At 69.4% G+C, this 25,632-nt stretch carries 25 protein-coding genes; 6 read left to right on the top strand and 19 right to left on the bottom strand.

The features are described from left to right. Positions 1-24 precede the first annotated feature (24 nt). Complete coding sequence (gene glgB / locus E3T42_RS02510) at positions 25-2,208, top strand: 1,4-alpha-glucan branching protein GlgB (protein ID WP_370261519.1); 2,184 nt, start codon at positions 25-27, stop codon at positions 2,206-2,208. 224 nt (positions 2,209-2,432) lie between these two features. On the opposite strand, the gene E3T42_RS02505 is transcribed toward glgB, so the two are convergent. Beyond that, complete coding sequence (locus tag E3T42_RS02505; RefSeq protein WP_134368245.1) at positions 2,433-3,401, bottom strand: tetratricopeptide repeat protein; 969 nt, start codon at positions 3,399-3,401, stop codon at positions 2,433-2,435. Then, complete coding sequence (locus E3T42_RS02500) at positions 3,398-5,188, bottom strand: hypothetical protein (RefSeq protein ID WP_134368246.1); 1,791 nt, start codon at positions 5,186-5,188, stop codon at positions 3,398-3,400. The genes E3T42_RS02505 and E3T42_RS02500 overlap by 4 nt, the downstream gene beginning before the upstream one ends. 251 nt (positions 5,189-5,439) lie before the next feature. On the opposite strand from E3T42_RS02500, the gene E3T42_RS02495 reads away from it, so the two are divergent. Both E3T42_RS02495 and E3T42_RS02490 read left to right on the top strand, forming a co-directional pair. Beyond that, complete coding sequence (locus tag E3T42_RS02495; protein ID WP_134368247.1) at positions 5,440-7,050, top strand: hypothetical protein; 1,611 nt, start codon at positions 5,440-5,442, stop codon at positions 7,048-7,050. A gap of 67 nt (positions 7,051-7,117) precedes the next feature. Further along, complete coding sequence (locus E3T42_RS02490) at positions 7,118-8,167, top strand: AI-2E family transporter (protein WP_134368248.1); 1,050 nt, start codon at positions 7,118-7,120, stop codon at positions 8,165-8,167. Positions 8,168-8,180: 13 nt separating this feature from the next. Here the strand turns inward: E3T42_RS02490 and E3T42_RS02485 are convergent, their stop codons facing one another. The 9 genes from E3T42_RS02485 to rpsB all read right to left on the bottom strand — a co-directional run bounded on the left by E3T42_RS02485 (position 8,181) and on the right by rpsB (position 14,818). Beyond that, positions 8,181-8,915, bottom strand: a complete 735-nt coding sequence (locus E3T42_RS02485) for an alpha/beta hydrolase (protein WP_134368249.1) — start codon at positions 8,913-8,915, stop codon at positions 8,181-8,183. 34 nt (positions 8,916-8,949) lie between these two features. Next, the gene (locus tag E3T42_RS02480; protein ID WP_134368250.1) at positions 8,950-9,249 is read right to left on the bottom strand and encodes a hypothetical protein; all 300 of its coding nucleotides are present in this window, start codon (positions 9,247-9,249) and stop codon (positions 8,950-8,952) included. A gap of 63 nt (positions 9,250-9,312) precedes the next feature. Then, on the bottom strand, positions 9,313-9,975 hold the full coding sequence (locus E3T42_RS02475) for a lytic transglycosylase domain-containing protein (protein ID WP_134368251.1): 663 nt from the start codon (positions 9,973-9,975) through the stop codon (positions 9,313-9,315). Positions 9,976-10,041: 66 nt separating this feature from the next. Then, a complete protein-coding gene (locus E3T42_RS02470) occupies positions 10,042-10,599 on the bottom strand; it encodes a DivIVA domain-containing protein (protein ID WP_134402395.1) in 558 nt (185 codons plus the stop codon). A 47-nt stretch (positions 10,600-10,646) separates the two neighbouring features. Beyond that, positions 10,647-11,627: a phosphatidate cytidylyltransferase gene (locus tag E3T42_RS02465; protein WP_174235663.1), complete on the bottom strand. Its 981-nt coding sequence runs from the start codon at positions 11,625-11,627 to the stop codon at positions 10,647-10,649. Between the two features lie 13 nt (positions 11,628-11,640). Next, the gene (frr, locus tag E3T42_RS02460; RefSeq protein WP_134368253.1) at positions 11,641-12,195 is read right to left on the bottom strand and encodes a ribosome recycling factor; all 555 of its coding nucleotides are present in this window, start codon (positions 12,193-12,195) and stop codon (positions 11,641-11,643) included. A 31-nt stretch (positions 12,196-12,226) separates the two neighbouring features. Beyond that, a complete protein-coding gene (gene pyrH, locus E3T42_RS02455; RefSeq protein WP_134402394.1) occupies positions 12,227-12,943 on the bottom strand; it encodes a UMP kinase in 717 nt (238 codons plus the stop codon). 121 nt (positions 12,944-13,064) lie between these two features. After that, the gene (gene tsf / locus E3T42_RS02450; RefSeq protein ID WP_134402393.1) at positions 13,065-13,892 is read right to left on the bottom strand and encodes a translation elongation factor Ts; all 828 of its coding nucleotides are present in this window, start codon (positions 13,890-13,892) and stop codon (positions 13,065-13,067) included. An 11-nt stretch (positions 13,893-13,903) separates the two neighbouring features. After that, entirely contained in the window at positions 13,904-14,818 is a 915-nt protein-coding gene (gene rpsB, locus E3T42_RS02445) for a 30S ribosomal protein S2 (RefSeq protein ID WP_134368256.1), read from the bottom strand. A 330-nt stretch (positions 14,819-15,148) separates the two neighbouring features. Here rpsB and E3T42_RS02440 point away from each other — a divergent pair, with 330 nt between their 5' ends. Further along, complete coding sequence (locus E3T42_RS02440; protein ID WP_134368257.1) at positions 15,149-15,658, top strand: murein hydrolase activator EnvC; 510 nt, start codon at positions 15,149-15,151, stop codon at positions 15,656-15,658. A gap of 10 nt (positions 15,659-15,668) precedes the next feature. Here the strand turns inward: E3T42_RS02440 and E3T42_RS02435 are convergent, their stop codons facing one another. From E3T42_RS02435 to E3T42_RS02400, 8 genes are all read right to left on the bottom strand, one after another. After that, positions 15,669-16,628: a tyrosine recombinase XerC gene (locus E3T42_RS02435; RefSeq protein ID WP_134402392.1), complete on the bottom strand. Its 960-nt coding sequence runs from the start codon at positions 16,626-16,628 to the stop codon at positions 15,669-15,671. Continuing rightward, the gene (locus tag E3T42_RS02430; protein WP_134368258.1) at positions 16,619-17,527 is read right to left on the bottom strand and encodes a phosphodiesterase; all 909 of its coding nucleotides are present in this window, start codon (positions 17,525-17,527) and stop codon (positions 16,619-16,621) included. The genes E3T42_RS02435 and E3T42_RS02430 overlap by 10 nt, the downstream gene beginning before the upstream one ends. Positions 17,528-17,571: 44 nt before the next feature. Continuing rightward, a complete protein-coding gene (locus tag E3T42_RS02425; RefSeq protein WP_370261508.1) occupies positions 17,572-18,720 on the bottom strand; it encodes an alcohol dehydrogenase catalytic domain-containing protein in 1,149 nt (382 codons plus the stop codon). A 36-nt stretch (positions 18,721-18,756) separates the two neighbouring features. Next, entirely contained in the window at positions 18,757-20,118 is a 1,362-nt protein-coding gene (locus E3T42_RS02420; RefSeq protein WP_241975784.1) for a DNA-processing protein DprA, read from the bottom strand. Continuing rightward, a complete protein-coding gene (locus E3T42_RS02415; protein ID WP_134368259.1) occupies positions 20,115-21,650 on the bottom strand; it encodes a YifB family Mg chelatase-like AAA ATPase in 1,536 nt (511 codons plus the stop codon). The genes E3T42_RS02420 and E3T42_RS02415 overlap by 4 nt, the downstream gene beginning before the upstream one ends. Further along, on the bottom strand, positions 21,650-22,006 hold the full coding sequence (locus E3T42_RS02410; RefSeq protein ID WP_134368260.1) for a YraN family protein: 357 nt from the start codon (positions 22,004-22,006) through the stop codon (positions 21,650-21,652). The genes E3T42_RS02415 and E3T42_RS02410 overlap by 1 nt, the downstream gene beginning before the upstream one ends. A gap of 125 nt (positions 22,007-22,131) precedes the next feature. Next, positions 22,132-22,842 (bottom strand): SGNH/GDSL hydrolase family protein, encoded by a 711-nt coding sequence (locus E3T42_RS02405; protein ID WP_241975783.1) that lies wholly within the window; start codon positions 22,840-22,842, stop codon positions 22,132-22,134. 58 nt (positions 22,843-22,900) lie between these two features. Next, a complete protein-coding gene (locus E3T42_RS02400) occupies positions 22,901-24,028 on the bottom strand; it encodes a dipeptidase (RefSeq protein WP_134402391.1) in 1,128 nt (375 codons plus the stop codon). Positions 24,029-24,173: 145 nt separating this feature from the next. On the opposite strand from E3T42_RS02400, the gene E3T42_RS02395 reads away from it, so the two are divergent. Beyond that, positions 24,174-24,986, top strand: coding sequence for a metal-dependent hydrolase (locus E3T42_RS02395; protein WP_134368261.1), 813 nt, complete (start codon positions 24,174-24,176; stop codon positions 24,984-24,986). Positions 24,987-25,177: 191 nt separating this feature from the next. Then, positions 25,178-25,624, top strand: coding sequence for a nitroreductase family deazaflavin-dependent oxidoreductase (locus tag E3T42_RS02390; RefSeq protein WP_134368262.1), 447 nt, complete (start codon positions 25,178-25,180; stop codon positions 25,622-25,624). The last annotated feature ends 8 nt before the right edge of the window (positions 25,625-25,632 follow it).

Raw genomic sequence — 25,632 nt, 5'->3', positions numbered from 1 at the left:
CCCCGTCCCACCGACGGAGCCGACATGCCGGTGATCCCGGCGCACGTCCTGGAAGCCGTCGCGGCGGGCAGCTACTACAACCCACACGAGGTCCTGGGCCAGCACCTGCTCGCCACCGCCGGCGTCAGCGACCCGCTCACCGTCATCCGTGCCCTGCGGCCGCTGGCCACCGAGGTCATCGCGGTGCTGTCGACCGGTGCCCACGTGGAGCTGGCACACCTGAGCCACGGTATCTGGCAGGGTGTCAGCACCCTCGGCCTGCAGGACTACGTCCTGGAGACGCGCTACAGCGACGCCCCCACCTGGATCGTGGACGACCCGTACCGGTATCTGCCCACCCTGGGCGAGCTCGACCTGCACCTGATCGGCGAGGGGCGGCACGAGCGTCTCTGGGACGTGCTCGGCGCGCACTACCGGCCGCGCGTGGGACCGCTCGGCACCGGCTCCGGCACGTCCTTCGCTGTGTGGGCTCCGCACGCGCAGGCGGTCAGGGTGATCGGCGACTTCAACCAGTGGAGCGGCGTGCTGCACTCCATGCGCAACATGGGCAGCACCGGCGTCTGGGAGCTGTTCGTGCCCGGGCTGGCCGCCGGCTCCAACTACAAGTTCGAGCTGCTCGCTCAGTCGGGAGACTGGGTGCGCAAGGCCGACCCGATGGCCCGGTACACCGAGATCCCGCCGAAGACCGCGTCGGTCATCGGCGAGACCAGCTACGAGTGGGGGGATGCCGGCTGGCTGACCGAGCGCTCGGCCTCCGACCCGCACGACCGGGCGATGAGCATCTACGAGATGCACGTCGGCTCCTGGCGGCCGGGCCTCGGCTACCGGGACCTGGCCGACGAGCTGATCGCGTACCTGGACGAGCTGGCCTATACGCACGTCGAATTCATGCCGCTCAGCGAGCATCCGTACGGCGGTTCCTGGGGTTACCAGGTCACCGGTTACTACGCGCCGACGAGTCGTTTCGGCCCCCCGGACGACCTGCGCTACCTGATCGACCGGCTGCACCAGGCCGGCATCGGCGTGATCATGGACTGGGTCCCCGGTCACTTCCCGAAGGACGACTTCGCCCTGGCCCGGTTCGACGGCGAGGCGCTGTACGAGCACCCCGATCCGCGCCGCGGCGAGCAGATGGACTGGGGCACCTACGTCTTCGACTTCGGTCAGAAGCAGGTGCGCAACTTCCTGGTCGCGAACGCACTGTACTGGCTCGAGGAGTTCCACATCGACGGCCTGCGCGTGGACGCCGTCGCCTCGATGCTCTACCTGGACTACTCCCGCGAGGACGGTCAGTGGGAGCCGAACATCCACGGCGGCAACGAGAACCTCGAGGCGATCAGCCTGCTGCAGGAGATCAACGCCACCGCCTACAAGCGCAATCCCGGCGCGGTGATGATCGCCGAGGAGTCCACCAACTGGCCCGGCGTCACGGCCGCCACGTCGGGCGGCGGCCTCGGTTTCGGCATCAAATGGAACATGGGCTGGATGCACGACACGCTCGAGTACATGAGCGTGGACCCGATGTACCGGGCGCACCACCACAGCGAGCTGACCTTCTCGTTCGTCTACGCCTTCAGCGAGAACTTCCTGCTGCCGATCAGCCACGACGAGGTCGTGCACGGCAAGGGTTCCCTCGTCTCCAGGATGCCCGGCGACTCCTGGCAGCAGCTCGCGAACGTGCGCGCGTATCTGTCCTTCATGTGGGCGCACCCCGGCAAGCAGCTCCTGTTCATGGGCCAGGAATTCGGGCAGCGCTCCGAGTGGAGCGAGGCGCACGGCCTCGACTGGTGGACCCTCGACCAGCCGGCCCACCGGGGCCTGTTCAACCTGGTCGGCCAGTTGAACCGGGTCTACCGGGCCAACGCGAGCCTCTGGGCGCGCGACTACGACGCGAGCGGGTTCGAGCTGCTCGACGGAGGCGCGGCCGCGCAGAACGTCGTCTCGTTCCTGCGCTGGGACAACGACGGCAACCCCGTCGCCTGCCTGTTCAACTTCTCCGGTCAACCGCACATCGGTTACCAGGTCGGCCTGCCGTTCGCGGGCGTGTGGGAGGAGATCCTGAACACGGATGCCGAGGAGTTCGGCGGTTCCGGGGTCGGAAATCTGGGCGCCGTGGAAGCCTCGGCTACCCCGTGGGCGGGCCGCCCGGCATCCGTCGTTCTCAGCCTGCCGCCCCTCGCGGGCCTCTGGTTGCGACTGCGCCGCTAACGACGACGCGCTCAGTCCGCGAAAGCGCGAAAAGGCCCCCTCGACGATGCCGAGGGGCCTTTTCGCGGCCTCAGCTGCGTGCGCCCAAGCGTCGCCGCCCGAACGAATTCGACGGAGATTCTGCCGGAATCGGCCCCAAACCCTACCAAACGGCGATTTTAGAGCAGAATCTCCGTCGAATTGGGTCGACGGCGTCGCCTCTGGGTATGGGCTCGGGGCGTCGGTTAGTAGAGCAGCGCGGTGAGGCGCGAGCGGGTGGGCGGCACCCGCGGGTCGTCCTGGCCGACGACCTCGAACAGTTCGAGGATGCGCTCCCGGATCTTGTTCCTGCCGACCGGCTCCTGCGCGGGGAAGAGCTCGAGCAGCCGATCGAAGGCGTCCTCGATGTGGCCGCCCGACAGATCGAGGTCCGCCACCAGGAGTTGCGCATCGAGGTCCCCGGGAGCGGCAGCGGCGGCCGCACGGATTTCGGCCATCGTCTTGCCGTGCAGACGGGCCAGCAGGCTCACCTGCGCCAGGCCGGCCACGGCCATGGTGTCCCTTGGGTCGCGGGCCAGCGCGGTCTTGTAGAGGGCGATCGCTGCCTCGTAGTCCCCACGCTCGATCGCGTCGTAGGCCTCGCGGTGCAGGGGCGGCAGCTCCGGCTCGGCCGGGACCGGCGCCTCGGAGGCGTCTCCGGCGGCTCCCGCACCGACTGCGGGCGCGGCGGCGGTCCCGGTGACTCCGTGCTCCGACGCGAGCTCGAGCACACGCTCGAAGACCTCGCGCACCTGGGCCTCGGGCAGCGCCCCGTTGAACAACGCCACCGGCTGGCCGCCGATGACGGCGGCCACGGTCGGGATCGACTGCGCCTGGAACGCCTGCGTGAGCTGGGGGTTGGTGTCGACATCCACCTTGGCCAGCACGAACCTGCCGGCGTACTCGGCGACGAGCCTCTCGAGCACGGGCGAGAGCTGCTTGCACGGCTCGCACCACTCGGCCCAGAGGTCGACGATGACCGGCACCGTCATGGACAGTTCCAGCACCTCTCCGAAGTTCGCGTCGGTGCCGTCAAGAATCAGGCTCGGCACCGGCACGGGCGCCCCCGCAGGTGCGGCCGGCGCACCGGGGACCGGAGCGGCCGGGCGGTTCACCAGGGACGACAGGTCGACGGCGCCGCGCATGTTCATTCCGGACGGGGGGACAGTGGTCATGGAATCTCCGAGGATGAGATGAGGCCCTGGGCGATGCCAAGGAGGACGATTTTTTCTTTCGAACCGGCTGCCGGAACGTGGAAGAGGAGCTGGTCACCGTAGACGCTCTGGATGCCCTTGGCGGTTTTTTCCACTCCCGAAAGCGCCTTGCTGGCCCCTTCGGTCTGCACCGTGGCGCCGCCATCGAGGATCTTAGCCGTCTCCGTCTCGGTCAGACTCACCGCGACGATGCTGCCGGAGTCGTTGGTGGCCAGGGCCACCGTCGACCCCTTCCCGACGGCGGTCGCGAACTCGAGGGACGCCGTCTTGGAGAGCTTGCCGATCCGGTCGGCCCTGAGGGTGGCCACCTGGGTGCGGAAGGTGTCCCCCTCCGCCTCGAAGAGACCGAAGGAGGGGCTGGCCTCCCCCTGCATCAGGATGTCGGCGTAGGCCGCGGCGACCTCACCCGGCGGCAGGGCCAGGAGTTTGGAGTCGGGCGCGATGATGGGCGCGCCGATGCTCGCCGGCGCCACGTCGGGAACCTTCGCGGCCGGTTCCAGCTGCATCGCGTACTCGACCAGGTAGTCGGCCCGCGGGCTCTCCTGCCGGAGCACCAGCGCCAGCGGGGCCACGGTGGGCGCGGCCTTGTCCTGGATCACGGTCAGGACAACCCGCGGCCAGTTCGAGGACTGCTGCGGCAGCTTCAGCGTGAGCGGTGCGGCCGGAAGGGCCGGCACGGCCTTCAGCGCGGGGTCCACGGCGCGCACCTTGTAGTTGGCCAGCCGTTCCGCGAGGGCAGGACCGGTGAACCGGGTCGCGATGGCCTCCGCATCCAGCTTCGCGTCGGCGTCGGTGGAGAGTCTGGAAATGTCGGAAACAATTCGCTCCAGTTGTGGCACCGAGACGGCGGGCGGCGGCACGTCCTCGGCCGCGGGGAGGTCGGTGGCTCCGGGAGTCGCGGTGACCGACGCCTTCGGGGCGGACGGCGCGCTCGGCCAGAAGTCGGCCGAACACCCGCTCAGCAGGAGGCCGGACACCAGGACCACGGGGACAACCCTGACCATGGAGCGGGTGACCGACCGACGCGAGCCGGTGATCTCGCTGGCCTTGATCGCCTTGGGACGGGGCACCCGCGGGAGCCGGGGCATCCGCGGGCCGCGGGGCAGGTTGCGGCGCGGGCCATGCGAACGGCGCAGGTGCAGCAGGGCCAGCAGATACATGACCAAGCCGAGGAGGGCGACGATCCCGCCGCCCGCGATCAGCGGGCCGGCCCACGGGGTGGAGTTGTCGACGGGCCAGGACAGGGTGACCGTCGTCGGTGCGGGCGCGGTGCCGTCGGACGCGACGATCAGGGAGATGCCCTCCGGAACGTGGACAGTGGTGGTCAGGGTCTTCTTGGCGGTGAATTCCTGGAGCCACATGTCAGACCCCGCCGGGTTGGTGATCGTCTCGGCCACGGGCGCAGCAGTCTCCGATGATGCCGCGTCGGCCGCTTCGGCCGCGGGGGCCTCGACGATTTTGCTGCTGAGCCGGGGAGCGTTCCTGGCCTGGCGGATGTCCGCATACGGGGAGTCCCCGAGCCAGGCCTTCACGTCGCTGGAACGCCCGTAAGCCAGGAAGACGGTGTCGGCACCGGTGACGGTGACGGTCTGGCTGCCGTCGAACGCGGTCAGCGCACTGGACTCGATCACCGCGTACCGGGCCTCGTCCGCGATGGTCGCGCTGAGGCTGGTGGATGCCGGTTCGAGAAAGACCGTCCGCTGGGCGATGCCGAGAACGATCATCCCGGCCGCAAGGACGAATGCCACAATGGCAATAAGAAAACGCACGTAAACCCTCCTGTGTTGCCCGCCGCTCACCACACGCTTGGGGCGGGCACTGCCCGGTTTTGGGCCCGGGGAGCAGCAGACAGGACATTTCACGATACTGGTTGCCCCTGAGAGCTGCCTAATAGTCCTTCAACTGGGACCGGCCGCCCCCTCCCCAACATACTAAAATTGACGAGACTCCCCCCGATGCACCGTGGTCGGGGGTCCGAGTCCCATTTTGAGGAGATAGCGTGGCACTCGACGAAGCTGATTTCACCCAGGTTTTCCGTGGATACGACCGGGAAGAAGTTGACAAGGCCATCCAGGGTCTTCGTCGCGACCTTATTCAGGCCAACAGCCAGGGCACCGAAGCGAACAAGGAGATCAAACGCCTCACCGCCCACATCGAGGACCTGAACGCCGAAATCGAGGAAGTGGGCAGCCCCACCTTCTCCGGACTCGGCACCAAGCTGGAGAACACCCTCCGCGTCGCGGAGGAACAGTCGACCCGCGTCATCGCCCAGGCCGACATCGACGCCGAGCGGCTGCGCGCATCCGCTGCCAGCGAAGTGCAGACCCTGCGCCGTGAGGCGAAAGACCACGCCGACCGCGTTCTTTCGGATGCCGGCGTGAAGGCCGGCCGCATCATGGACGACGCCATCGCCGAGGCCGACGACCTCCTGGCCCGCGCCCACGACGACTCCACGACGCTGACCCAGGACGCCATGCACGACGCGGCCGCCATCCGCGGCGCCGTGGCCACCGAAGCGGCCGAGCTGCGGTCCACGGTGAAGCGGGAGGTCGCCGCGATCCGCTCCGAAGCCGAGCGTGAGGCCGCCGAGGTGCGCGTGGTCGCCCAGCGGGAAGCAACCGAGGCGCAGGAGATCGCGGCCGGCCTGACGACGGAGACGGAGCTGACCCGGGCCGAGGTCGCCCACGAACTCGACCAGCAGCGCGCCGACCTCGCCCGCGAAACCGAGCAGGCCAGAATCGACCTCGCGGCCGAGACCGAGCAGGCGCGCGTCGACCTTGCCCGGGAGACCGAGCAGGCCAGAATCGACCTCGCCCACGAGACCGAGGCCGCGCGCACCGACCTCGCGGCCGAGATCGAGCAGGCCCGCACCGACCTCGACAGGGAACTTGAGCAGGCCCACGCCGACCAGGCGATCGCGGCCGACCAGGCCCAGACCGACCTGGCCAGGGACCTCGATCGCAGGCGGGCGGACCTGGAGCACGAGACCCACAAGGCGCGCGCCGACCTGGCTGCCGAGACCGAGCAGGCCCGGGCAGATCTCGGGCGCGAACACGAACAGGCCAGGGCCGATTTTGCCGCGGACAGCGAGCAGCTGCGCATCGACCTCGAGAATCACCTGACGGCCGCTCGCAAGCGCGGCGAACACGAGGCCGCGAAACTGAAGCGGGAGATCGACCAGACCAGGGCCGACCTGGACATGGAGCTGAAGGCCCGCCGGGACGAAGCAGAGCAGGGGCACCTGACCCGTCACCAGGAGGCCGTCGCCCAGACGCAGAAGTTCATTTCCGACGCGACCCGGCAGCTCACCGAGACCACCCAGCGCACGGCCGAACTTCGCGCCCTGAACGACCAGCTGGACGCTGACGCCCGAGACGAGGCCCGAGCAGTGAAGAAGACCGCGGAGGAATCCGCGGAACGCACGGTGCGGGAGGCCGAGGCCCGCGCGAGCGCTCTGGTGACGGAGGCGGAATCGCGCACACGCGTTCTCGTTGAGGACGCGGAGGAGCGCCTGTCCCAGATTAGGATTGAGCGCGACGCGGTGGCCGGCTACTTCGAGAGCCTGCGCGGCCTGCTCACCCAGGCGGAGAGAGTCACCTCGGACGAGTAGTCCACCAGCAGCAGCAGCAGCACCGACGATGAGAACCGACGCCGAGTCGTCGCCAATGGGGGAGCACGTGAAGATTCAAAATGCATTCCGAGTCGGCCTGATCGGAACCCTCGGCGTCGGCGTCGGACTACTGATCATCTCCTCCGTTGTCACGCTGCAGACGATCATCACCTACATCGGGGCCGCGCTCTTCCTCTCGCTCGGACTCGACCCGGCCGTGTCCTGGCTGGAGAAGAAAAAGTTCCCGCGCCGGTGGGCGATCCTGACGGTTCTGGCCGTCGTACTCAGCGTCCTCACCGGCATGGTCTTCGCCGTCGCCCCGATCATCGTCGACCAGGTGTCCAAGCTCTCCAAAGCCATCCCCGACCTGGTGAAGTCGGTCAACTCCTCGACGTTCCTCACCGACCTGCAGAACCAGTTCCCCGGCCTGGAGGTCTCCAAGATCGTCACCTCGGTGACTGACTTCCTCGGCAAGAACCTGACCTCGATCACGTCCACGGTGATCCAGTCCGGCATCGCCGTGGTGAGCGGCCTGTTCGGCGCTTTGATCATCCTCATTCTCACGCTCTATTTCACGGCCTCCCTGAACGGCATGAAGCACGCGATGTACCAGCTGGTGCCGGCGTCCAAGCGGGAGCGGTTCGCCGACCTCAGCGAGCAGATCACGACCGCCGTCGGCCGTTTCGTGATCGGGCAGGGTGCCCTGGCCCTGTGCAACGGCGTGCTCAGTTTCATCTTCCTGTCCATCATCGGGGCCCCCTTCCCGGCCTTGCTGGCACTGATCGCCTTCCTGTTCTCGCTCGTTCCCCTGATCGGGACCATCACCGGTTCGATCATCATCGTGCTGACCTGCCTGATCCCCGGGATCGGCAGTTCGCCGTTCACGGCCCTGGTCGCAGCGATCTACTACCTCATCTACATGCAGGTCGAGGCGTACCTGCTCAGCCCGAACATCATGAACCGCGCCGTCGCCGTACCAGGGGCGCTCGTCGTCGTGGCCGCCCTCGCCGGCGGAAGCCTGCTCGGCATCCTCGGCGCCCTGATCGCCATCCCCGTCGCCGCGGCCGCCATCATGATCATCAAGCAGGTCGTCGTGCCGAGGCAGAACGAACTCTGACGAATCGGTTCGGCTAGGCGAGCGGGCCGGTCCACTCCGTCGGCAGGGGTGCGGCCGCCGGGTTGACCACGGCGACGATCTCGTCCAGGACCCGGCGCGTCTGGCTCTCCCCGACCCACAGGTGCTTCCCGCCGTCCACGGCGATGAACCGGGTGCCCGGCACGCTGCTGAAGCGCTGACGGGCCTCCTCCGGCCGCAGGTAGTCGTCGTGCTCCGGGATGATGGCGACGAGGGCCCGCTCATTCCCCGCCCACCTGGCCAGATCCGCATCCGACGCCCGGTGCAGGGGTGGCGACAGCAGGATGGCGCCCCGGATCGGGTGCTCGAGACCGTACTTGATCGCCAGTTCGGTGCCGAAGGACCAGCCGACCAGCCAGGGGTTCGGCAGGCCCCGTTGGGCGACGAAGGCCATGGCCGCCGCGAGGTCCTCGCGCTCGGCGTCCCCGCCGTCGAAACTGCCCCCGCTGGTGCCGCGCGGGGAGGTCGTACCGCGGGTGTTGAACCGCAGGACGGCCAGATCGGCGAGGGCCGGCAGCCGGCCGGCTGCCTTGCGGAGGAGGTGGGAGTCCATGAAGCCGCCGTGCGTGGGCAAGGGATGCAGGGTGACGAGAGTGGCCACCGGGGGGCGGCCCACCGGTGTCGCGAGCTCCCCCACCAGGGTCAGGCCATCGCCGGTGTGCAACTCGATCTGCTCGCGCACCGCCGGCAGTTCGACTCCCCCGCGAATCTCGACCACGCTCGAACTCACGGTTTCTCCTTCTCGGACGCCCGCTGCGGCATCCCTATCTGATCTTCCAGCAGTGCGTGTGCCAGTGCCGGCGGGCCGCCAGGTCGGCGGCCTCGCCCATCAGGCCGTCGTTTCGCCACGCGACGACATGGGCGAGTCCGGGCGCGATGTGCAGGCTGCAGCCCGGGCAGACATAGGCCTTGACGGCCTGCGCACCGGTCACCGGTTGAACGGTCCAGAGGCCGTCGCGCCCGGATTCCGTGCGGCGCCAGCCGGCCCGCAGACGGGACAGGCCGTCATCCGGCTCGCCCGACCCGGCCGGCTTGCGGCCACGAGGTCGGTTGCTGCGGGCCATGGGCACAGTCTACGTCGGGGCGGCCGGCTTGCGGCCACGGGGCCGGTGGGGGCGTGCGGCGCGTTAGTACCAGCCGACGTCGCCGGAGTGCGCCCAGGCACCGCACGGCGTTCCGTAGCGGCCGCTGATATAGCCGAGGCCCCAGTCGATCTGCGTCGCGGCGTTGGTCTGCCAGTCGTCGCCGGAGGTGGCCATCTTGGAGCCCGGCAGCGCCTGAGGGATGCCGTACGCGCCGCTCGAGGAGTTCTCGGCGTTGACGCGCCAGCCGGACTCCTTCTTCCACAGCGAGACGAGGCAGTTGAACTGGTCGTCGCCCCAGCCGCGGTCAGCCACCATCCCGGACGCGATGGCCTGGGCGGAGCCGGGATCGGGAACGGCGGCCGTCGGCGCCGTAGACGACGATGACTTCGACGCTACGGGGGCCGCGACGGGCACCGGAACGGGAATGGGCTTCTCGTTCACGGTGAAGCTGTCTCGGGTCACGGTGTTCGCGTAGCCGGCGGCGACCTGGATCTCCTGGGCGGGACCAGACGGCCGGCTCACGCCGACGACCTGGAAGTACGGTGACGCGGTGGCGCCGGAATACGGGTCCACGACGGTGACCAGCACGAAGGCCGCAGCAGCCGTGAAGGCGAAAAGGAAGAGCGACGCCTGACCTCTGGACCGGGGCCTTCTCATTGCGGGCCTGACGGGTATGGCGGCGTGCTCGGACTCGATGATGCTCATATGTCTACCCACGATGTCCTGAGCCTAACCCAGATCACGCATAACAGCGAGATAACGGCGTGCGTGTTAGCGAACCGCCAGCATCACGTCGATCACGCCGTCCAGGACGACGTCGACCTGGGCTTCGCGATAGCCGCCGCGCTGGGGCCGGAATACCGCGCACCGCACGTCCTCGATCGTGACCGGGAAGCCGTCTTCGAAGTACCGCACCAGCCGGGACGCGAACCGGTCGACGTCTACCCGGCTGTAGCCGACCGTAAGGATGCTGACGCGGGAGAAACGGTGGTGGTCGGCGCGACCGAGCCGGTTGACCAGGACCTGGGCCAGATCGTGTGCCTCTTCCAGCCAGGCCTCCTTGCCCTGTGCACGCGTGGCCCGGTCACGGTCGCGGGTGGCGAAGGCATCCTCGAGCCGTTCGAGGGCCGCGTCCACGTGGGCGGGAGAATAGCCGCCCTTGTGCAGGCTGAACGCGGTGTGACGGATGGTTTCGGCCGTGAGCGGAGCGCCCTCGCCTCCGTCATCGGTGGCGTCGTACGCCTTACGAGCCGCTGCGAGGAATGACTCGACCTGCGCCGTGTTGTAACCCAGCGTCTTTTTGGGGGTGCGCGGGAAGGTCGTGGTCACTGCGTCATGCTGCCTCACAGCATCTCCTCTGTTTCGAGCGTCAACTGTTAGGCGAAGATCAGGTACAGGGCGTACGCGGCTGCGGCCGACGGAAGGATCGAGTCCAGCCGGTCGAGGAATCCGCCGTGGCCCGGCAGCCAGGAGCTCATGTCCTTGATCCCGAGGTCCCGCTTGATCAGTGACTCCGCCAGGTCGCCGAAGGTCGCGCTGAGCAGGATGACGACCCCAAAGATGAGGCCGAACCACCAGGGCTCGTGGAGCATCAGGACGGACAGGAGCACGCCGATCCCCAGGCAGGCGGCACCGGCACCCGCGAAACCTTCCCAGGTCTTCTTGGGGCTGATACTGGGCACCATCTTGTGCTTGCCGAAGCTGAGCCCCGTGGCGTAGGCGGCGGTGTCCGCCGAGATGACGATCAGCAGGAACGCGAGCGTCCACCACTGCCCCTCGGGCAGCGCCACCAGAAGCACGGAGAAACTGCCCAGGAAGACGACGTAGGACTGGATCAGCAGGCCGCCACCGACATCCGCCAGCACGCTGCTCGCATCGGCGCGGTGGCTCTTCCAGGCGAGCAGAACGACCCGCCAGAGACCGATCAGCAGGATGCCGCCGAGCGTGGCCAGCCACTGGCCGGTCGCTCCGAAGTAGAACGCGGCCGGCACCACGGACACGGCAGCCAGTACGACCGGGATGCGGGGCACGTTCCGCCCGGAGTGGCGAAGCGCCTGGGCCAGCTCGAAGGCGGTGAGGCCGACGAACGCGGCCGCGCAGACCATGAACAGGTCCTTGACCACGATGAGGCTGAACAGCATGAACAGTCCCAGCGCCAGCCCGATCAGGGTGGCGAGGATCAGGTTGCGGCCCGTGCGAGCCTGGATACGCACCTGCGTCGCGTCCAGCTGCGCCCGGGTGGCCTGCATCTGACGTTCGATGTCAGCCCTGGTGGACTGGACCTGGGCCCGGAACTCGGCACGGCTGACGCCATGCGCGCGCTTGGGCGGCAGGTCTTTTTTCGAATCGTCCGTCATGGTGCTGAACTCCCTAGATCTCGAGGAGTTCGGCTTCTTTGCGCTTGAGGGCATCGTCGATGGCATCGACGTGGGCCTTGGTGATCTGTTCCAGTTCCTTCTCACCGCGGGCCACGTCGTCGTCACCGACCTCGGTCTTGAGGGCCTCGAGTTCGTCCTTGGCCTTGCGCCGGAGGTTGCGCACGGACACCTTCGCGTCCTCGGCCTTGGTGCGGACGATCTTGACGTACTCCTTGCGGCGGTCCGCCGTCAGCTCGGGCAGAGTGGCGCGGATGACGTTGCCGTCATTGCCCAGGTTCGCCCCGAGGTTCGGGGTGTCGCGAATGGCCTGCTCGATATCGCGCAGGGCGCCCTTGTCATACGGGCCGATCAACAGCGTGCGGGCTTCCTGGTTCTGGAGGGAGGCGATCTGCTCCAGCGGCGTCGCCGTGCCGTAGTAATTGACCAGGATCTTCGCGAACATCTGCGGGTTCGCGCGGCCGGTTCGCACGGTCGCGAAATCGTCCTTCGCGGCTTCGACAGCCTTGTGCATGCGTGCGGTGGCATCGGACAGAACATCCGTGATCACGGTGACTCCTTCTTCGGTGGCGTTGACAAGCTTAGTTGGAGACGAGGGTTCCCAGATCGGCCCCGAGAATGGCGGCCGTCACGTTGCCGTGCGGAGCCATCCCGAAGACCTGCATGGGCATGCCGTTGTCCATGCAGAGGCTGAACGCGGTCGAGTCGACGACCTTGAGCCCGCGCTGCAGGGCCTCCTGATAGGTGATGCGGTCGATCTTGTGCGCGTCCGGGTTGGTGCGCGGGTCATCGGAGTAGACGCCGTCCACGCCGTTCTTGGCGACGAGCACGATCTCGGCGTCGATCTCGAGGGCACGCTGCGCCGCGACGGTGTCGGTCGAGAAGTAGGGCAGTCCGGCACCGGCGCCGAAAATGACGACGCGGCCCTTTTCCAGGTGGCGCTCCGCGCGGCGGGGGATGTACGGCTCGGCCACCTGGGTCATCGCGATGGCGGACTGGACCCGAGTCTCAGCGCCCGCCTGCTCCAGGAAGTCCTGCAGCGCCAGCGCGTTCATGACGGTGCCGAGCATCCCCATGTAGTCGGCCCGGCCACGGTCCATGCCGCGCTGTGACAACTCGGCTCCACGGAAGAAGTTGCCGCCGCCGACGACGATCGCGATTTCGACCTGCTTGGCCGCTTCGGCGATCTCGCGGGCGAGGGCGCTGATGACGTCGGGGTTCACGCCGAGGCTTCCCGCCCCGAATGCTTCCCCAGAAAGCTTGAGGAGGACCCTGCGCTTTTTGACCGAATCTGACATGCTGTGCGCGTCCTTCCGTTGTACCTGTCTTAAAACTACTGGGTGAGCTACTGGGCGCGCACACAGAGAAGGAGACCGGATTGCGAATGCAACCCGGTCTCCATCGTTACTCAATTTCTCGTTACGCGCCGACCTTGAACCGGGCGAAGCCCGAGACGGTCAGTCCGGCGTCCGCGAGAACCTTGCTGACGGACAACTTGTTGTCCTTGGCGTAGTCCTGCTCGAGGAGTGCGACCTGCTTGAAGTAAGCCGTGACGCGACCCTCGACGATCTTGGGCAGAGCCGCTTCGGGCTTGCCCTCGTTCTTCGAGATCTCGGTCACAATGCGGCGCTCGGCCTCGACGGCGTCGACGGGAACGTCTTCGCGCGCGAGGTACTCGGGATTCGCGAAGGAGATGTGCTGGGCCACGCTGCGCGCGGTCTCTGCGTCGTCTCCGGAGTAGCCGAGAACAACACCGACCTGCGGGGGCAGGTCCTTGCTGGTCTTGTGCAGGTAGATCGCGAACTTCTCACCCGTGACGGATGCGACGCGGCGCAGTTCGAACTTCTCGCCGATGATCGCGGCTTCGCCGTCGATGAGCTGGCCGACGGTCTGGGCGTCGACCGGAGCGGCCAGGCCTTCCTCGACGGTGGTGGCGCCGGCAGCGGCGACCGCGTCCAGGACCTTCTCGGCCAGTGCGACGAACTTGACGCCCTTGGCGACGAAGTCGGTCTCGCAGGCGAGTTCGATCATGGTGGCGGTGTTGCCGATTTCCTTGGCCGCGACGAGTCCCTCCGAAGTGGAGCGGTCGGCGCGCTTGGCGTTGCCCTTGGCACCCTTCATCCGGAGGAGTTCGACGGCCTTTTCCATGTCGCCGTCGGCTTCAACGAGGGCGTTCTTGGTGTCGACCATGCCAGTGCCGAGGCGCTCGCGCAGAGCCTTGACGTCTGCGAGGCTGATGCTTGCCATACCGGGACCCCTTACTTGGTTTCTTCGGCGGGAGCGTCGACCGCGGCGGCTGCTACGGCTTCGTCAGCTGCGGCTTCTTCCGCGGGGGCGGCGGCAACCTCTTCGGTGGCAACCGGCTCGGCGACGACGGCCTCGGTGGCGACAGTCTCGTCAGCAACCGGGGTGGTCTCGGCCGGAGCGGCCAGCAGTTCGGCTTCCCACGCGGCGAGGGGCTCGATTTCGGCCTCCGGCTTGGCGTGGCGCTGAATGAGGCCCTCGGCTGCAGCGTCCGCGATGATGCGGGTCAGCAGGCCGACGGAACGGATGGCGTCGTCGTTGCCCGGGATCGGGTACTGGACGTCGTCCGGGTCGCAGTTCGTGTCGAGGATCGCGATGACGGGGATGCCGAGCTTGCGGGCTTCGTCAATGGCGAGGTGCTCCTTGTTGGTGTCCACAACCCACAGCGCCGACGGCGTCTTCGTGAGGTTGCGGATTCCGCCGAGGCTCTTGTGAAGCTTGACGAGCTCGCGCTTCTTGATGAGCATTTCCTTCTTCGTGAAACCGCTCTTGGCGGTGTCCTCGAAGTCGAGCTCTTCGAGCTCCTTCATGCGGGCCAGACGCTTGGAAACGGTCTGGAAGTTGGTGAGGAGGCCACCGAGCCAGCGCTGGTTGACGTAGGGCTGGCCCACGCGGATCGCCTGTTCGGCGATCGATTCCTGCGCCTGCTTCTTCGTTCCGACGAAGAGGATGGTGCCGCCGTGGGCAACCGTCTCCTTGACGAAGTCATAGGCCTTGTCAACGAACCCGAGCGACTGCTGCAGGTCGATGATGTAGATGCCGGAGCGCTCGGTGAAGATGAAACGCTTCATTTTCGGGTTCCAACGGCGGGTCTGGTGCCCGAAGTGCACGCCGCTGTCGAGCAGCTGGCGAATGGTTACGACGGCCATGAGCCGTTCTCCTTATCTGGCGCGCTGCGAGGCAGCAAAACGCCAATCGGTTTGTGTCGTGATCGGATGATCACTACTCCTGGTGCCCGGCACACATCCGCCCCGCTTCGAGAAGCAAGGACCGAGTGGACGTGGAGGCCGAATGGGCACGCGTAGTCAGCGCACGAAGCGCTGCTTGGACGAGTTTAGCACCCACCGGCACCGCGTCTGGTGCACCGCACCCCGCCCGCGCCCTTCCCCCGGCTCCTCCACAGCCAGACCCCCCGGGGTGCGCAGCACGGATGCCGCGGATACCGGCCGGCCGCATCGCCCCTGAGGCACGGTGGTCGCATGAACCTCTCCCGTTTACTCTCCGCGGCACTGCTGGTGCCGCTGGCCGGCGTGCTGCTGCCGGCGCCGCCCGGCACGCCATCGACTGCGACGAGTGTGGCGGGGACCTGGTCCTGGCCACTGGTGCCGCCGCATCCGGTGGTCGAGGGATTCAGAGCCCCTGCCAGCGAGTATGCGGACGGTCATCGCGGCCTGGACCTGCAGGCGATCCCCGGCACGGCCGTGTTCGCACCGTACGACGGTGTCGTCTCCTTCGCCGGCGTGGTGGTGGATCGCCCTGTGCTGTCGCTCGCTCACGCGGGCGACGTGGTGTCGACGGTGGAACCGGTGGCGGCCATCGTGGGCGCGGGCGAGCGCGTCGCTGCGGGGCAGCTCCTCGGGCACGTTGCCGCCGGGGGCCACTGCGCCGACCGCTGCCTCCACCTCGGGCTGAGGCAGCACGGCCGTTACGTCTCTCCCCTGCTCTACCTGGGCGGGGTCCCACGGGCGGTCCTGCTGCCGGCGCGGTAGCCGTGCCGAGTCAGGCGCGGGGGTGCGCGCTCCGGTAGCTCTGCTGGAGCCGTTCCGCGGAGACGTGCGTGTAGATCTGGGTGGTGCCCAGGCTGGCGTGGCCGAGGAGTTCCTGCACGGCGCGCAGGTCGGCGCCTCCGTCGAGCAGGTGGGTCGCTGCGGTGTGGCGCAGCGCGTGCGGGCCCGCCGGTTCGTTTCCCGGGATGCCGGCCAGCAGGGTGGCGACGAGCCGGTACACGGCCCGCACGCCCAGCCGCTGCCGCCGGGCTCCCAGGAACAGCGCGTTCTGCACCGCCGCTTTCTGCACCCCCGTTTCCTGCACCCCGCCCGCCGCCAGCACGGGCCTGGCCCGGCCGAGGTAGGCGAGGATCGCGGTCTGGGCGGGAACGCCGAACGGCACCACCCGCTCCTTCGCGCCCTTGCCCGTGACCCGAACCGTCAACCGGTGCAGGTCGACGTCGGCCACGTCGAGGCCGACGAGTTCGGAGACCCGCAGGCCCGACGCGTAGAGCAGTTCGACGATCGCGAGTTCGCGGAGCGCTGCCGGGTCATTCGTGCGGGCGCGGAGTTCGAGGTGAGTGAGCAGGTCCTGCATCTGCGCCCGGTTGATCACGCGCGGGAGCGGGCGGCCGGGCTTCGGTGAGCGCAGCCTTACCGCGGGGTCGGCGGAACTGCCGCCGGTGCGGGCCAGCCAGGCCGTGAAGCTGCGGGCGGATGCCGAACGCCTCGCGATCGTCGCCCGCGCGAGCCCCGCCTGGGTGGCGACCCAGAGCCAGTCGCGGAGCAGGTCGAGGCTCAACCCTTCCGTGTCGGTGACGCCGCGAGTCTCCGCATAGGCGACGAGCCCGGCCAGATCGGTGCGGTAGGCCCGGACGGTGTGCACGGAGAAGCCACGCTCGGCCGCAAGGTAGATGACGAAGTCGTCGACATGGGCAGCGAGGAGGCGTGCGGGCGCAGCCGTCACCCTGATTCGACCTGCCTGGAGAAGGCCTCGGTGCGCTGTTCGGGAGTGAGCGCCTCCATCCGGGCGAGGAAGGAGGCATCGAAGCCGGTTGCCGCCTCGAACTCCCCGAGGGCCACGTGGGAGTGCACGATCTGGTCGAAGTAGACGTGCACGAGGTTGATCGACTGGCCGCCCTGCAGGCCGCTGAGTTCGCCGCGCGGCGCGGTCGGATCGATGGTGTAGCAGGTCGCGGCGGCGACCGACACGGGGATTCCGGCGAAGAGTCCGGTCGTCGCGTAGTGCAGGTGCCCGCCCAGGATCGCCCGGATGTCGCTGCCGGCAACCACCTCGGCCAGTCTCGCCTGCCCCCGCAGCTCAAGGATGGCCATCAGGGGCAGCATCGTCGGCACGGGCGGATGGTGCAGCGTCAGAAGACTGCCGTGGGGAGCCGGCTCGCGCAGCACGTCCGTCAGCCAGGCCAGCTGCGCCTCGGACAGGTCGCCGTGGTGATAGCCCGGGACACTCGTGTCCAGGGCGATGATGCGCACTCCCCCAATGTCGTGCACCCGGTCGACGGGTGCCATCGACCCGGCCTCGCGCAGCAACTCGGTGCGGAAAGCCTCCCGCTTGTCGTGGTTGCCCATCACCCAGATGACGGGGGCGCCCATCCGTTCGGCCGCGGCCTCGACGATGTCGCGCACCCGGCGATACGCATCGGCCTCACCCCGGTCGGCGATGTCGCCGGTGAACACGAGCGCGTCCGGCCGGAGGCCGGACCGCTCCAGCTGCGCCATCGCCTGGTACACCGTGGTGTCGGTGTCGACCGCACCATAGAGTGCCCGGCTGCCGCCGAGGAAATGGGTGTCACTGATGTGCGCGATCAGGTGGGACGCGGGCGGGTACTGGCCCAGTTGCACGGCTGACATGACTCACCTTTCTCGGTGCCGCCCAGACTACGGCCTGCCTCCGATCATGGTGTCATTCGGAACAGGCGGCGCACCACCTGACCGTCGGCGAGCGCGTCCAGACCCTCGTTGAGTTCGGCGATCGGCCTGGTGTCCGTGTGCAGCAACTCGACCGGCAGCCGGCCATCGCGCCAGAGCTGCAGGTATGCGGCGATGTCCCGGGTCGGGACGGAGTCGCCCATGTAGGAGCCCAGCAGTCGAACGCCGGTGCCGGCGAACTGCAGGGCCTGCACGGAGAGCTGCTGCTCCGGGTTCGGCAAGCCGACCGAGACCAGGGCGCCTCCCCGTGTCAGCAGACCCAGGCAAGCCTCCATCACCCGGGCGCTACCGACCGCTTCGATGGCGACGTCCACGCCGTCCCCGGTGTGCTCGGCCACCAGGGCGGCAGCCTGCTCGGGGGACCCGGCGACATCCGCGCCGCATTTGAGGGCCAGCGCCTGCTTCTCCGGCAGCGGATCGATGGCGATCACGGTGGTTCCGGCGACCTGCGCGGCCGCCATGACGGACATCAGCCCCACCGCTCCCAACCCGAACACGATGATGGACTGGCCGGGTACCAGCCGGGCCGTGTTGAGCACGGCGCCGATCCCGGTCAGGGCGGCGCAGCCGAACATGGCGGCCACGTCGAACGGAACGTCGTCGTCGATGACGACGACGGACTCCCGGGCGACGAGCGCGAACTCCGAGAAGGCGGAGACACCCAGGTGGTGGTTGATGCGTTCACCGTCGGCCGAGGCGAGGACGGCGTCGCCGTGCAGGAGATCGCCGGTGCCGTTGGCCGCGGCGCCGCGGTGGCAGAGCGCCGGGCGCCCCGCCGTGCAGGCACGGCACCGGCCGCAACTGGGCACGAAGACGAGCACGACCCGGTCGCCGACCCGGACATCCGTGACGCCGGAGCCGAGCGCGGCCACAATGCCGGCCGCCTCGTGGCCGAGGGCCATGGGGAGCGGCCGCACCCTTGACCCGTTGATCACGGACAGGTCGGAGTAGCACAGGCTGGCCCGTTCGATCTTCACCAGGACCTCGCCGGCTCGCGGCCGGGGAACGGCCAGCTCTTCCTGCACCAGCGGCGCGCTGACCGAGTACGGGCGGGACGCCCCGGACTCACGGAGGATCGAACTGAGCATCGTGGCGGGCATCGTTGCGGGCTGCATGGCTCTCAACCTAGCCCGGGCGGGCGGCACCGCCCGCTAGCCCGCGCGCACCCACCCGGTTTCCCGCTCGCGCACCGCCCCCTCCAGATCGAGGGCCCCGAGGGAGCCCTGCACGGCCGCCGCCGACAGGCCCGCGCGGCGGGCGATGTCGTTCACGGTGCGCGGCGACCGGGAACTGAGGGCGTCGAACACCCGGATCTGCTCGCTGGTGCGGCCCCCGAACCCGGCCGTGCCACCCTCGTCCGCCGGAAGGTCGAGGGTGAGCTGCAGCATCCGTTCGCCCACGAGTTCGGCCATCTCGGCGGCGTTGGTCACGCAGACGGCGTCGTATTCGCGGATCAGCCGGTGACAGCCGGCGGACGTGGGCGAGGTGACCGGTCCGGGGACGGCGCCGAGCGGCCGGCCCAATGCCGAGGCGTGGCCGGCGGTGTTGAGCGAGCCGGACCGCCATCCGGCCTCCAGCACCACGGTGGCCGCGCTCGAGGCGGCGATCAACCGGTTGCGCTGGAGGAAACGCCATTTCGTCGGTGCCGAACCGCACGGGAGCTCGGAGATGACGGCTCCCTGGGTCGCGATCCGGCCGAGCAGTTCGTCGTGGCCGCTCGGGTAGTACCGGTCGGCTCCCCCGGCCAGGAAGGCCACCGTCACCCCCGAACTGGCCAGCGCGGCCCGGTGGGCCATGCCGTCGATGCCGTACGCGGCGCCGGAGACGATGGCGAAACCGCGGTCCACCAGGCCCGCCGACGCCTCCATGGCCACATGCTCGCCGTAACCGGATGCGGCCCGGGCGCCGACCAGGGCGATCGAGTTCGACAGGGCCAGCAGCGCTCCGGGGATGCCTCGCCACCACAGGGCCAGCGGGGCGTGAAGCCCCAGGTCGTCCACTCCGACCGGCCAGAGCACGTCACCGGGCAGGAGGAGCCGGGTGGATGCGCGCGCGGCCTGGTGCAGGGAGCGGATCACCTCGCCGGAAGACAACCGGGGCCGCCACCGTTGCAGACCCTGATCCAGCAGGGCTGCGAGGTCGTCGGCACCCTCTGCTCGGGCCTCGTCGACGGCCCCGGACTCCGCGACGACCGCCGCCAGACGGGCCGGGGTCCACAGGTCGAGCACGGCCGTGAGCGCGGGCGCGGCGCCGAGCGCCTGCACCAGCAGCCCCGCCGCTCCGTCGCCGGGCTCGGCGATGCCGGTCCAGGCGGCGCGGGCGAAGACGTCGGCGGCCTCGGTCGCATCCGCGACGGCGTGTGCTGCGGCCGCCTGCGCTGCGCCATCCTCCGGAACGTGCGCTGCGGCATCCGTTGGCGCATCCGTCGCGGCAGTCGGCCAGGACATCGGGGAGGAACGCACCGCGCCCGCCAGCTCGATGACCGTGGCCTCCGCCAGCCCGAAAATCGTCATGATGAGATTCCTTTCCGCAGGTAGAGCGCCTGCCCGACCTGTTCGATGCCCGGCCTGGAAACGCCCTCGAGATCCGAGATGGACCAGGCCACCCGAAGCACCCGGTCGTATCCGCGCATGGTGATTCCGCCGCGTTCGAGCGCACGGTCGAGGCCGGCCGTGGCGCTGCGGTCTAGCCGGGCCTGGGGGCCGCGCAGCCAGGGCCCGGGCACGTCGGAGTTCACCGACCACGGGGTGCCCGAGAGCCGGGCGGCTGCCGCGGAACGTGCCGCGACGACCCGCTCTCGGGCGACGGCGCTCACCAGGCGCGGCGTGTCCGCGGCCAGACGCAGCTGGGTGGCGGTGACGCGCTGCACCTTCAGCTGGATGTCGATGCGATCCAGCAGCGGCCCGGAGATGCGCGCCAGGTACCGGCGCCGGGCGTTCGGCGGGCAGGCGCAGTCCAGGTCGGGGGCTCCGTATTGGCCGCAGGCACACGGATTCGCGGCCATCACGAGCTGGAACCGGGCCGGAAAATGGGCGACCACATTGGCGCGGTGGATGATGATCACCCCCGATTCCAGCGGCTGCCGGAGCGCGTCGAGCACCGCCGACGCGAACTCGGGCGCCTCGTCGAGGAAGAGGACCCCGTGGGAGGCCCGGGCTGCCGCGCCCGGTCGGATCTGGCCGCTGCCCCCGCCCACCATCGCCGCGGCCGTGGCCGTGTGATGTGGCGCTTCGAGGGGCGGACGGGTGATCAGGGACCGCCCGACGCCGCGGCCGCTGAGCGAGCGCATGGAGCTGACCTCGAGCGAGGCTGCGGCATCGAGATCAGGCAGCAGCCCGGGCAGCCGGGCCGCGAGCATGGTCTTGCCGGCGCCGGGCGGCCCCACCATGAACACGTGGTGCCCGCCGGCCGCCGCGATCTGCAGCGCCAGGATCGCGTCGTCGTTGCCGATGACGTCCGCCAGGTCCGGCTCGGCGGCCTGCGGCCCGGCGTCGACGGGCAAGAGGATGGGGGTGACCGGGATCGGCTCGAGTTCGGCCCCATGCCAGATCGCGGCGTCCCGCAGGGAGGCCACGCCGATCACCCTCACCCCGGGCACGAGGGAGGCCTCGTCGACGTTGCCGGCGGGCACCATGACCGTGTCGTGGCCGAGCCGGGAGGCGGCGATCACCGCCGGCAGCATGCCGGGCGTCGGCCGCAGCCGGCCGTCGAGGGCGAGCTCGCCGATGTGCAACACCCGGCCGACCGAGTCGGCCGAAACCAGCCGGTCGGCGCCGAGGCACGCCAGGGCGATGGCCAGGTCGAACCCCGATCCGTGCTTGGGCAGCGATGCCGGGGAGAGGTTGATCGTGAGCTTGTTGCGGGTCAGGGGGCAGCCGGAGTTCTTGGCCGCCGCCCGCACCCGCTCGGTCGCCTCCGAGAGCGCAGCGTCGGGCAGCCCGATCAGGATGATGCCCGGCAGCTGGCCGGAGATGTCGGCCTCGACCTCCACGAGCGCCCCGGTCAGCCCGATCAGGGCCACCGCGTGGGTGCGGGCCAGCCCCATCAGAACACCCCCGGCAGATGCTCGATCACCGGGTCGGCGCCGGGACGGATGATCACGGCGATGGCGTCGATGCGGATGCACCGGGGCCGGAGCGTCGACTGGTCGCACCAGGCCGCGGCGAGACGGCGCAGGCGGGCGAGCTTGGCGACCGTGATGGCTTCGAACGGATGCCCGAACCGCGTGCCCGAACGCGTCTTCACCTCGACAAAGGCGACCTCTCCCCCGTTCTCGACGATCAGGTCGACCTCGCCCTGATCGCAGCGCCAGTTGCGGGCCACCAGCCGGTAGCCCGCCGCCGCCAGGAAGATCGCGGCGCAGTCCTCGCCCTGCCTGCCCAGTTCGTCTTTGCGTGCCACGAGCACCTCCGCCGCCAGCCTGCCGGGCAGGCGTGGCAGACGCCGGTGCGGCTCGGAAGCTGTGTGCTGCGCGGCGCGCCTGCCGTTGGGGAGGAACGGGCCGGCGAGCCGACGGCATCCGGCGGTTACAGGCCGAGGGTGGCCAGCGCGGCGTCCATCCGGTTGGCGATCGCCTGATAGCCCTCGTCGTTGGGGTGGAGGCCGTCGACGGCCATCCACTCCGGGTGCCCGTCGAGCCAGTGCGACGCGCCGGGGATGTAGTCGGCGCCGATCCCGGCCGCCGCAGCCTGGACCCAGCCGTTGATCCGGTCCACCGATTCCGGTCGCTCCTCGGTGTACCAGAACGGCTCCACGATGATGAAGAGGGCCTCCGGCAGGGCTGCCTTCAGCTTCGTGAAGTCGCGGGTGATCGCGGCCTTGATCTCGTCGGCGCGGGCGGGCATCGAGAAGTTGTCGTTGAGGCCCATGGTGCTGATCACGATGTCGGGGTGGTCGGCGATCACCTGGTCGACCAGGTCCGCCCCGCCCATCGCGCCCCGGTTGTTCACGAAGCCGAGGCCGTTCCGACTCGGGTTGAACTCGGTCCAGCCGCGCTCGGCCGAGATGATGCTCGACCACCGCTTGTCCGGCGCCGACGCCATGGTGCCGCGGGTGTACGAGTCCCCGTAGAAGGCGACGACGGTCTCGCCCGCGCGCGTTCCGTCCACCGGGCCGGAACCGGTGTCCCCGGCGCCGCGACTCATGAGCACCGCGACGACGGCGATGGCGCTGGTGATGGCGACCACAGAAAGAAGCCCGGACACAATCCGGAAGGTGGTTCGTCGTCGTGTGCTCATGACACCCGTTCGGAGCGGCACCCCGTGCGGCTTGGTCGCGTAGGTGCGGCCCGCGTCATCAACGCACGAGCCGGGGCACCGAGCCACCGGATGCCGCGTCCCCGGCCGCCGCGAACGCGGCATCCGTCTCGCGGAGCACCCGCAGCACGTTGGCCCCGGCCAGTGCGGCCAGGTCGGCGGCAGGCCAGCCGCGCCGGGCCAGCTCGGCCAGCAGCGCGGGGTAGCCGTCGACGCCCTCGAGGCCGACGGGGAACTCGTCGGTGCCGTCGTAGTCGCCGCCGAGGCCGATGTGACGGATGCCGGCGACGTCACGGGCGTGCTCGACGTGGTCGGCGACATCCGTCAGCGTCACCGTCGGGCCCGGCCCGGCCTGACCGCCCTCGAACCACGTGGAGTAGTCCGCGGACAGGAATTGCGGCACGAAGGTGAGCATCAGCACCCCGCCGTTGACCGCGAGGCGGCGCAGCACGTCGTCGGGCACGTTGCGCGGGTGGTCGCTGAGCGCGCGGCAGGAGCTGTGGCTGAAGATGACGGGCGAGTCGGACGCGTCCAGCGCCGCGTGCGCCGTGGCCGGGGAGACATGGGAGAGGTCGACCAGCATGCCAAGCCGGTTCAGCTCCCGGATGTACTCGACGCCGCGCGCGCTGAGGCCGCCGTGCACGGGATCGTCGGTGCCCGAATCGGCCCACTCGGTGTTGTGCACGTGGGTGAGGGTGAGGTAGCGAACGCCCAACCGGGCGAACATGCGCAGCACGGCCGGGGAATCGTTGAGGCAGTGGGCGCCCTCGGCGCCGAGGAGGGACGCGATGCGCCCGGCGGCGCGGGCGGCCTCCACGTCGGCCGCGCTGCGTGCGATGCCGAAGTCCGACGGATAACGGGCCGCGAGGCGGTAGACCCAGTCGATCTGCTCGAGTGTCCCCTGCACGGCGTCCGCGCCCAGGTGGTCGTCACTGACGTAGACCGACCAGAACTGTCCCCCGACCCGGCCTGCCCGCAGCCGCGCAATGTCGGTGTCGGTGGAGAGGCCGCGCTCGAGTCCTTCGACCGAGTAGTCCCGGTTCAACCGGCACTCCCAGGCCCAGTCGTTGTGACCGTCGATCAGCGGCGCCAACTGGATGGCCTGATCCACGACCGTGGCGACGTCGTCGGGCCGAAGGGACGGGTCACTGGTGGCGTGCGCGCTCATGCCTCCACGCTAGCCAGCGGGGATCGGAACTCGCCTACGATTGGAACGGCCCGGAGCCTCACCCACGCTCCCGCCGGCATCCGTCACCCGGCTCTGCGCCGGCTTGCGCGGCCCGGTCCGCCAGCACCAGTTAGGACGCACTCTCATGATGGGTGGACACCATGCCATGACCGGCGCCGCCGCCTGGATCGCCGTCACGGCGACCGCCGGGCACGGTCTCGGCCTCTTCCCGGTCACGCCGGTCGGCACGATCGCCGGTGCGCTGCTCTGCGCCGGGGCTGCCCTGCTGGCCGACGCGGACCACAATGCGGCCACGATCTCCCAGTCGGTGCCGGTGCTGGGCCGGCTCGTCACCACGGGGATCTCCCGCGCCTCCGGCGGTCACCGGCACGGCCTGCACAGCCTGCTGGCTCTGGTCTGCGCCTGGCTGCTCGCCAGCAGCATCGGCTTCGTGCTCTGGCAGCCGCCCGGCGCGGGCCAGCCCGTGAGCATCGGCCCGGCCCTGATGAGTGCCGCTGCGATCGCCTTCGCGGCGAAGGCCCTGGGCCTGGCCCGCGACTCGTGGTGGCTGGCCTGGTTGATCGGGTTCGCCGTGGCGGCGTTCATCGCCCTCTTCGCCCCGGAGCAGCAGTCCTGGTTCGTCGTGTGCTTCACCCTCGGTTACGGCGTGCACCTGCTCGGCGACCTGCTCACCACGGGCGGCATGCCGATTTTCTGGCCGTGGATCCCGAAACCGCCGAGATGGTGGCGCCGGGTGCCGCTGCTCGAGAGCCTCTGGTCGTCGGGCGGCTACCTGGCCCTGCCCCTGCTCGGCAATGCGGGGTCGCTGCGGGAGTGGCTCCTGCTCATCCCCGTCACCCTTTACGCCGGTTACGGCGTCGCGTTCGCCCTGCTCGAACTGGCCGGGGTCAACCTGCAATCGGTGCTGCTCGCGATCGCCGCCGCACTGCCCCTCTGACTCGCTGCTCCGCGCCCCGCTGCCCCGCCGACCCCGCCCTACCCACCCCGCCGCGAACGAATTCGACGGAAGTTTTGGCCGTATCGGGCCCAAACGGGCCCGAAACGGCCCGAAACCGGCCTCTTGCAAATTAATCTCCGTCGAATTGGTTCGACGCCGGGCGAGGCGCCGCCGCCTCCTAGGCTGGAGTTATGGGAATGCGCAACCGGCTGGTGGATCTGCAAATGAAGACGATGAGCGCGCTGCACCTGGCGGTGCTGCGGGCCACCGGCGGGCGGGTTCTCTCCTCGATCGGATCGATGCCCGCGGTCGAACTGCACACGATCGGCCGTTCGAGCGGCAAACGCCGCACGACCATGCTCACGGCCCCCGTGCACGGGCACCAGCGGTTCGTGCTGATCGCATCCAAGGGCGGCGACGACCGGCATCCGCAGTGGTACCTCAACCTCGTCGCGAACCCGGACGTGGAGTTGACGGTGCACGGCAGCACCCTGAAGTTGCGCGCGCGCACCGCCACGACCGAGGAGAAAGCGGAGCTGTGGCCGCAGATCGTCGCCGCCTACCGCGGTTACGACGGCTACCAGCAGAAGACGTCGCGGGACATCCCGGTCGTCATCTGCGAGCCCCGGTCGCGCTGACCGGGACT

The sequence above is a fragment of the Cryobacterium sp. TMT4-10 genome (assembly GCF_004403275.1).
In the GTDB taxonomy this organism is placed as follows: domain Bacteria; phylum Actinomycetota; class Actinomycetes; order Actinomycetales; family Microbacteriaceae; genus Cryobacterium; species Cryobacterium shii.
Note: the sequence above shows the minus strand (reverse complement) of the source record. Positions and strands in the feature narration are given on the sequence as shown.

What these genes read in the sequence shown, in the direction of transcription:
- E3T42_RS02415 (WP_134368259.1), bottom strand. Translation starts at nt 21,650, where the DNA reads ATGGGGCTGGCCCGCACCCACGCGGTGGCCCTGATCGGGCTGACCGGG.
- E3T42_RS02400 (WP_134402391.1), bottom strand. Translation starts at nt 24,028, where the DNA reads ATGAGCGCGCACGCCACCAGTGACCCGTCCCTTCGGCCCGACGACGTC.
- E3T42_RS02430 (WP_134368258.1), bottom strand. Translation starts at nt 17,527, where the DNA reads ATGTCAGCCGTGCAACTGGGCCAGTACCCGCCCGCGTCCCACCTGATC.
- E3T42_RS02390 (WP_134368262.1), top strand. Translation starts at nt 25,178, where the DNA reads ATGGGAATGCGCAACCGGCTGGTGGATCTGCAAATGAAGACGATGAGC.
- E3T42_RS02395 (WP_134368261.1), top strand. Translation starts at nt 24,174, where the DNA reads ATGATGGGTGGACACCATGCCATGACCGGCGCCGCCGCCTGGATCGCC.
- E3T42_RS02425 (WP_370261508.1), bottom strand. Translation starts at nt 18,720, where the DNA reads ATGCAGCCCGCAACGATGCCCGCCACGATGCTCAGTTCGATCCTCCGT.
- E3T42_RS02405 (WP_241975783.1), bottom strand. Translation starts at nt 22,842, where the DNA reads ATGAGCACACGACGACGAACCACCTTCCGGATTGTGTCCGGGCTTCTT.
- E3T42_RS02465 (WP_174235663.1), bottom strand. Translation starts at nt 11,627, where the DNA reads ATGACGGACGATTCGAAAAAAGACCTGCCGCCCAAGCGCGCGCATGGC.
- pyrH (WP_134402394.1), bottom strand. Translation starts at nt 12,943, where the DNA reads ATGTCAGATTCGGTCAAAAAGCGCAGGGTCCTCCTCAAGCTTTCTGGG.
- E3T42_RS02505 (WP_134368245.1), bottom strand. Translation starts at nt 3,401, where the DNA reads ATGACCACTGTCCCCCCGTCCGGAATGAACATGCGCGGCGCCGTCGAC.
- rpsB (WP_134368256.1), bottom strand. Translation starts at nt 14,818, where the DNA reads ATGGCCGTCGTAACCATTCGCCAGCTGCTCGACAGCGGCGTGCACTTC.
- E3T42_RS02440 (WP_134368257.1), top strand. Translation starts at nt 15,149, where the DNA reads ATGAACCTCTCCCGTTTACTCTCCGCGGCACTGCTGGTGCCGCTGGCC.
- E3T42_RS02475 (WP_134368251.1), bottom strand. Translation starts at nt 9,975, where the DNA reads ATGAGCATCATCGAGTCCGAGCACGCCGCCATACCCGTCAGGCCCGCA.
- E3T42_RS02480 (WP_134368250.1), bottom strand. Translation starts at nt 9,249, where the DNA reads ATGGCCCGCAGCAACCGACCTCGTGGCCGCAAGCCGGCCGGGTCGGGC.
- E3T42_RS02420 (WP_241975784.1), bottom strand. Translation starts at nt 20,118, where the DNA reads ATGACGATTTTCGGGCTGGCGGAGGCCACGGTCATCGAGCTGGCGGGC.
- glgB (WP_370261519.1), top strand. Translation starts at nt 25, where the DNA reads ATGCCGGTGATCCCGGCGCACGTCCTGGAAGCCGTCGCGGCGGGCAGC.
- tsf (WP_134402393.1), bottom strand. Translation starts at nt 13,892, where the DNA reads ATGGCAAGCATCAGCCTCGCAGACGTCAAGGCTCTGCGCGAGCGCCTC.